General features: G+C 29.9%; 8 protein-coding genes and 1 rRNA gene. 8 read left to right on the forward strand and 1 reads right to left on the reverse strand.

Annotated elements, in window-relative coordinates:
- The first annotated feature begins 66 nt into the window (after nucleotides 1–66).
- Genes ACR0P1_RS07235 through ACR0P1_RS07245 form a run of 3 tightly spaced genes read left to right on the forward strand, consistent with a single transcriptional unit; the run spans nucleotide 67 to nucleotide 2,243 of the window.
- Entirely contained in the window at nucleotides 67–513 is a 447-nt protein-coding gene (locus ACR0P1_RS07235) for a hypothetical protein (RefSeq protein ID WP_432645735.1), read from the forward strand.
- Between the two features lie 53 nt (nucleotides 514–566).
- Nucleotides 567–1,775, forward strand: coding sequence for a hypothetical protein (locus tag ACR0P1_RS07240; protein WP_432645736.1), 1,209 nt, complete (start codon nucleotides 567–569; stop codon nucleotides 1,773–1,775).
- Nucleotides 1,776–1,811: 36 nt separating this feature from the next.
- Nucleotides 1,812–2,243: a DUF356 domain-containing protein gene (locus ACR0P1_RS07245; RefSeq protein ID WP_432645737.1), complete on the forward strand. Its 432-nt coding sequence runs from the start codon at nucleotides 1,812–1,814 to the stop codon at nucleotides 2,241–2,243.
- Between the two features lie 289 nt (nucleotides 2,244–2,532).
- Here the strand turns inward: ACR0P1_RS07245 and ACR0P1_RS07250 are convergent, their stop codons facing one another.
- Complete coding sequence (locus ACR0P1_RS07250) at nucleotides 2,533–3,027, reverse strand: multiprotein bridging factor aMBF1 (RefSeq protein ID WP_432645738.1); 495 nt, start codon at nucleotides 3,025–3,027, stop codon at nucleotides 2,533–2,535.
- Between the two features lie 167 nt (nucleotides 3,028–3,194).
- Between ACR0P1_RS07250 and ACR0P1_RS07255 the strand changes: the two genes are divergently transcribed.
- The 5 genes from ACR0P1_RS07255 to ACR0P1_RS07275 form a co-directional block, all read left to right on the forward strand.
- The gene (locus tag ACR0P1_RS07255; RefSeq protein ID WP_432645739.1) at nucleotides 3,195–4,451 is read left to right on the forward strand and encodes a proteasome-activating nucleotidase; all 1,257 of its coding nucleotides are present in this window, start codon (nucleotides 3,195–3,197) and stop codon (nucleotides 4,449–4,451) included.
- Between the two features lie 137 nt (nucleotides 4,452–4,588).
- Nucleotides 4,589–5,557 (forward strand): PH domain-containing protein, encoded by a 969-nt coding sequence (locus ACR0P1_RS07260; RefSeq protein WP_432645740.1) that lies wholly within the window; start codon nucleotides 4,589–4,591, stop codon nucleotides 5,555–5,557.
- Nucleotides 5,558–5,582: 25 nt separating this feature from the next.
- Nucleotides 5,583–6,623 (forward strand): TIGR01177 family methyltransferase, encoded by a 1,041-nt coding sequence (locus tag ACR0P1_RS07265; protein WP_432645741.1) that lies wholly within the window; start codon nucleotides 5,583–5,585, stop codon nucleotides 6,621–6,623.
- Nucleotides 6,624–6,919: 296 nt separating this feature from the next.
- On the forward strand, nucleotides 6,920–7,057 hold the full coding sequence (locus ACR0P1_RS07270) for a hypothetical protein (RefSeq protein ID WP_432645742.1): 138 nt from the start codon (nucleotides 6,920–6,922) through the stop codon (nucleotides 7,055–7,057).
- Nucleotides 7,058–7,163: 106 nt separating this feature from the next.
- Nucleotides 7,164–7,287 (forward strand): 16S ribosomal RNA (locus ACR0P1_RS07275); the annotation flags it as partial.

Raw genomic sequence — 7,287 nt, forward strand, 5'->3', positions numbered from 1 at the left:
GTAATATACTAATTGTATAAATTGATTCTTTTTTATAAAAGAATATTGATACAAGAGGAAATAATCATGTTTATAAAGATTAGAAGAGACACATTAATAATTTTATTATTGGCGTTTATTTTAATTCTTTGTGGTCGTTTAATTACCTATGTTGCATTTGCATCTTCTGATGAAATAAATGATGGTATTGCTATTTCAGGTGTTATTATTAAAGGTAATGATATCGTTCCAGTTGATACTATTAGATCAAATGTTATGCAAGCAGGTTTTAGGGATGGTAGTGTGATTTATGGAGATATTCTAAAGACTTCAAAAAGGGAAGTTTCGCTCCAAGATGCTATTCAGACGGCACAAGAATTTGCAACACGGTCTACAGTGCCAGGTACATCTGTTCAACCGATTACTGCAGCGGATGTCCAAGTAGATAAAAATACTGGTGTAGTTACGGTCACTGTAATAGAAGACTTTTCGTCTGTGGAATTAGATAATAAAACAAACGGTGCAGGTGGATAAAATTGAATAAATTTAAAATGGCACTGGTATTTTTTGTTATATTATTGTTAACAATGAGTAGTGTAGCGGCTACTTGTAACATTATAGTTATTACTGATCCTACTGGACAAGATCCTAATGGTGCTGCTGCTGGAAGTATGTCTTTTGCAGATAATATGTTCCAGTCAACTTTCTTATTATCCAGAACTAATCATTTTACTGTGCTTTCAGGGGGTACTGGTAGTTCAGATGCTAGGTTAGATTCTATTGTTGATGCAGTTGCTAGTTTAGAGAATAATGCCTCTGCAGCTTCTGCGGCTTCTGTGGCATCTCAATTTGAAGGTGCTCGTCTGCTCGTTGGAGGTCCGAATATTGGTGCTGCTGTTGCAGGATCATATAGGGCATATGTGATTACAGTTGATGATGTAAGTAATGATATTAAAGTAACTCCTTATACCAGTGGTGTAGCAACATTACAACCTGGTCAAAAAGGAGCTATTATTCACTTGAGGAATACTGTGGGAAATCCATTATATGGTACTGCAGATTCTGTAAGAAAAGAAACTGCAATGAATATTGGTAAAATGATTAGGGATGGTTATCCTGCGACTACTATCCTCTCGGAGGCTATGGGTGAAGTAGCTAAAGATTCTGGTGAGAAATATGGTGGGGGTGGAGTAAACCTTGTGTCAGGTATTTCAACTTCAGACATGTTCACACCTAAAGAAATGAACTCCACGGGTTATCCAATGGATGAAGCATATTCAAAAGTTTGTGATGACTGTGGATGGGCAATGGGATTCCCAGCGGCGGAAGCCTATGATAAATGTCCTGTTTGTAATCATGATATACGAACTGTTTATGCATATCAAGCATTGGGTGATGCATTAACTGTCAGTTCTAAAGCAGTCAGTGTTTCAGTTTATGGAAGTGATAGACCAGGTTTATCAGAGACTACTAAAGAAATTGTTGAAGCATCTGTTTCTAAATATGGATATGATGCATCTGCAATTGCAGGTTCAATTAACAGAGGTATTAATAATGGTCTTTTAGTGGGTGTTGATCATGTTGAACCAAAAGATATTAATGTAAAACAAGGTTCAAAAGCTGTTGGTGTTTATTATAATGCACTTCCTAGTGAGAGATCATCCCCTGCATGGGATTTACCAATTGATGGAAATATTTTAACAATACTTGGAAGTATTCAAACTGCTGTTGGTATTATCCTGATTCTATTAGTAGTATTCAGGAGTAGATTGCTTAAATCTTTCCAAAATAGGTGATAATTCACCTTTTATTTTTTTTATATGGTGTTTAATATGGCATTAATTTTAATCAGAGGGGAAACTAATTCAAAACTACTTAATGCAATTGCGGATATGGAACGTCATGGTAATTTGAATTTAATTACTCGACCTAAAGTTGTCGACTCTAAATTTGCTGATTCATTGGTTGAAAAAATTTTAAATTCAAAACTTAGAACAAAATCTAAAGTTGCTACTGCATTTTTTGTAAAAGAAGATACTACATTGAGTATTATGCAAGTAAAAAAAATTCATCCTCCTGCACATGTAGTTGTTGTTAGTGATGAATATGATGGTTATTATAAATTAAAGAAATTATTAGATAAAGCTAAAGTATTCAAAGGTTATTATTCTCATAAAGCAAAAAATGATGGTTTAATAGATTATTCTATTAAAGGAAAAAAAAGACATGTTAAAAATGAAAAATTGAATAGTTATGTTAAATAAGTCACTTAGTAGTGACTACACTTTTTTTATTTTTTTTAAAGGTTCTCTCATGAAATAACATAAGAGAGATATAAAATCAAGAACATAAAAAACTTATTTTATTATTACTAAAACAGATAAGTTTAGCATGATTGTTTATTTTAAAGAATAGACATTGTGATTGTAGGTACAACTACTTAAATGAATTAGAACTGAAAGTTAAAAAGTTAGCATAATATATGCAATTAAAATTTAATGAGTAGGAGTCATGAAGCTATAACTCCTCACTAATGTATTGACTAAAAAATAGTTATTTTCTTTTTATTTTCATTATGCTTCCTAAGGTACGCTCACCTGTAGAAGTATTTATGAATTGATTCAAATCAGGATTGTCTATTTTTTCAAGAAGTTTTATATTTAAAACCTTTTCAATTTTTTTTGTTAATTTGGTATCTGGAGTCATTTTTCCAGTTTCAATTCTAGTAATAACAGACAATCTTTCATTAATTTTTTTAGCTAAATCTTCACGAGACCATTTCTTTGATTCCCTTGCTTTTCTAATTTTTAATTCAAAATCTTCAATTAATTCTTCTGAAGGTTCATCTCTTCTAGAATAATTGCTGATTTGTTTAGCATTTTTTGCTTTTTTTCCTTTAGGTTGTTGTCTAAATCTTGGTTGAGGAGGTGCCTTTTGTATTGTTCCAAGTTTTGAACATTCTTTACATACAACCATAACTGATCCTTCTATTTTTGCTCTTATTGGATTATTTTCGGGTACTGTTTTACCACAGATTTCACATTCCATATTAATCAGTTTCCTTTTATTTTTTTAATAAATAATATATGTCATTAAGTTATTAAATGTTTGTTGATGTAACTGTTAAATGAATAATTTTATATACTTTAAAATTACAAATTGTTATTAAAGTAAAATGTTATGAAAAATTTATTCGCTAACTGGAGATGATTCACATGGATGATTTCGATGATTTGGAAAATTCTTCAAAAGAACAGTTAATAGAAAAAGTAGAAGATTTACAAAATGAAATTGAACTGTTAAAAGAAGAAAAAACCAAAGCAAAAAGTAACTTAATGTGGAAAGTTAGGAAATTAGAAAAAGATAAAGTCTTAATAGAGAATGAAAAGATTAGACTTGAGAGAGAAACTAAATCATTACGTTCAGAAGTTGATAGGTTTAGATCTCCACCTTTAGTGTTAGCTACTATTACTGAAGTTTTAGATGATAATAGAATGACTGTTAAAAGTAGTACAGGACCTAGTTTTCTTGTTAATTACTCAAAATTCTTAGATGAAAAATTACTAGTCCCTGGTTCAAGGGTCGCATTAAATCAACAAACTTTTGGTATTGTTGAAGTTTTACCATCTGAAAAAGATGTTAATGTTTCTGGAATGGAAATTGAAACTAAACCAGATATTACTTATGAAAGCATTGGTGGTTTAGAAGAACAAGTTAGGGAAGTTAAAGAAACTGTTGAATTACCTTTAACTGAGCCAGAATTATTTGAAAAAGTAGGAATTGAACCACCTAAAGGAATATTATTATATGGTCCTCCTGGAACTGGTAAAACATTACTTGCAAAAGCTGTTGCAAATGAAACCAATGCTACTTTCATTAAAATTGTAGCTTCTGAGTTTGTTAAAAAATACATTGGAGAAGGGGCAAGATTAGTACGTGAAGTATTTGAACTTGCTGAAGAAAAAGCTCCAGCAATTATATTCATTGATGAACTTGATGCTGTTGCAGCTAAAAGACTTAAAAGTTCCACCAGTGGAGATCGGGAAGTTCAAAGGACATTAATGCAACTTTTAGCAGAGTTAGATGGATTTGAATCAAGAGGAGATATTGGTATTATTGGTGCAACTAATAGACCAGATATTTTAGATCCTGCATTATTACGTCCTGGTCGTTTTGACAGGTTTATTGAAGTTCCACTTCCAAACATTGATGGAAGACGTGAAATTCTTAAAATTCATACTAAAAACATGTCTTTCGATGATGATGCAGATATTGACTTGCTTGCTGATTTAACCGAAGGTTTATCTGGTGCTGATTTAAAAGCAGTATGTACTGAAGCAGGTATGTTTGCAATTCGTGAAAGACGTGATAAGATTAGTGTAACAGACTTTATGGATGCTGTTGACAAAGTAATGAGCAAAAATAAAGAAGATGAAATGTTCAATACTGAAGCCGGAGTAATGTTCGGATAATTAATTATTATTAATAAATAAGCCTATGATGAACCCTATGAGCTCTGATATGTGATGAATGATGGGCGAGCTGAGGCTTATTTATTTAATCTTTTTTTCTAAAACTTTATTTAAAAGTAAATTCTAATATTATAATTATGTTATTTAATAAAAATGAGAATAAAGCTAATGAGCGAATTATTTATAAAACAAGATCTAACATGATTTTGGGCTGTAAAAAGGCAATTTTCGGTCTAGTTTTATTGTTTGTTGTTTTATCTATTTCACCAGTTGTAGTTAAATTCATTGCTAAGATGCAAGTGTATTTAATTTCTCAAATTCAATTACCGTTAACTAGATATACAGCTATAGCTTTTTTTGTTATCATTCTTATTATTGTACTATATATTATATGGCAGATTATTGGTTGGTATTCTCTTGAATATATCTTAACTGATTCAAAAATCATGGTTAAGTCGGGTGTTATATCAACTAAAAAAAATCACATGCCTTATGCTACTATTCAAGATGTTAATACTTCTCAAAATATTCTTGCAAGATTGTTTAATATAGGTACTGTATCTGTTTTCAGTGCTTATGATAATAATCAGTTAGAATTAAAAAATATTTCAAATCCTTCAGAGATTGAGGAGATAATATTTTCATATATGAGAGATTCTAGGAGTTTCCAACCTCGCCAACATAGATCTTTCTCTTATCATCAAGTGGATAATTATTTGGATGATGAGGATTATTTAGGTAGAAATGAAATGTATGATGAATTTGAACCAATCACTCCCTTAACTCATGAAAGAGATATGTCAAGAAGAGATTATGAATATTATCCTGATATGGAATATAATCAAAAAGGACATGAATATGAGTATGAACCATATGATGGTAAATTTGAAAATGAGGTTGATAGAGTAATTGGAGAATTGGAACCTCAGAATGATTATTACACTGAAAATTATTATAATGATATGCAAGAGGATTATTCTTATAATGATGATTTTCAAAATAATTATAATGGAAAAGGAAGCGAATTTTTAAACACTGATTTGAATGCTTTGAATGATTCAAGTGAAAAGGTTATTAGAAGACATTTTGATAAATTTAAGAAATAACATTTTTTTATTTTAGGTGAATTTAATGGAATTATTATGTATACAGTCACAAGAACATCCACAATTGCCTCTTGCGGAGTTAAAAGCCGTTATAGAATGTGAAAACATTTCTGCAGATATAAATGTGATAACAGAAGGTTTAGTTATTTTAAAAAATATTTCAGAGGAGAATCTTGATTCTTATTATGAAACTTTAACCAGAAGATTAGGATATACTCATGAAATACATGAAGTTATAATGGAATCTAATCTTGATGATTTTGAGGAGGACATGTTATCTATTAACTGGTCAAAATATATTGATGAGAATTTTGCTGTTCGTGTGAAAAGATTCCATACGAAGATTGATACTGTGGGAACTGAAAGAAAAGCAGGTTCTTTAATTCTTTCAAATTGTGATGATATTAAAGTTAATTTATCAAAACCTAAAACATTAATACGTGTTGTTGTTTTTCAAAATGAGTTTTATATTGCTATTGAAAGATTCAAATTAAATAAAAAACATTTTGAAGATAGTAAACCACATAAAAGACCATTTTTTTATCCAGGTTCTATGAGTCCAAAGTTAGCAAGATGTATGGTTAATTTGTCAAGAGTTAAAAAAGGTCAATTATTACTTGATCCATTTTGTGGAACTGGGGGAATTTTAATTGAAGCAGGACTAATCGGTTGTAAAGTAGTTGGATCAGATATTTATTGGAAAATGAAAAATGGTACTTCAATTAATTTAGATTATTATGGAATTACTGATTATAGAACATTTAATCTGGATGTGCGTGAACTTAAAATGTATGAAAAAGTAACTGCTGTAGTTACAGATCCACCTTATGGTATTTCTACATCTACGGGGGATATTGAAGGTGATGATATATTTAGAGAATTCTTTAAATCTATATATGATAATATGAAAGATGATGCTTATCTTTGTATGGCTAGTCCTCATTATGTTGATTTAAAACCAATTGCTAACGAGGCAGGATTTGATATTGTGGAGCAGTATGGAATTAAGATGCATAGAAGTTTAACTAGAATGATTTCAGTTATTTGTAAAAAAGCTTTAGAATAATAGGTATCTTTATATACTAGTTGTTTTATGTCTGTGTTAAAATATCTAAAATTCCATTAATTTTCTTTCTTTTATTTATTTTTTTAATTATCTTTTTCTATGTAATTTTTCACTATTTTTTTTAAAATTGTTTTATAAATTCAACATTCTAAGTTTTATTCATTAAAATATTTAATAAAAATTTTTATTTTGATTAAAAAATTAATATTATAAATTATTTTATTTTTTTAAAATATATTGCAATATTTTGTAATTAATTTTGTTACTAAAATTTGTCTCTCTATTAGATGTACTATATGTTATATGGCGATGACCTAAGTATATTGCATGGAGCAATGTTTACTATGATGGTTGCATTTCCACATGTAGTTATATTTAATGAGTACTTGAATTTCCTCAAGTATGATGTTAGTTTTGTAGATGTGGTGAATTAGTTACAAATTTATTTGTTTCAAATTTATGTGTATACTCGTCTATATTTTTTAGCGTACTTCATAATTTCAATTTAATTATATCTTATTATGATCTGTTATGTGTTCAATTCTGTTTGATCCTGGCAGATGCTACTGCTATTGGGATTCGATTAAGCCATGCAAGTCGAACGAGTTTAGGCTCGTGGCGTACGGCTCAGTAACACGTGGATAACCTACCCTTAGGACTGGGA

Origin of the sequence: Methanobrevibacter sp. (genome assembly GCF_050872065.1) — an archaeon.
GTDB lineage: Archaea > Methanobacteriota > Methanobacteria > Methanobacteriales > Methanobacteriaceae > Methanocatella.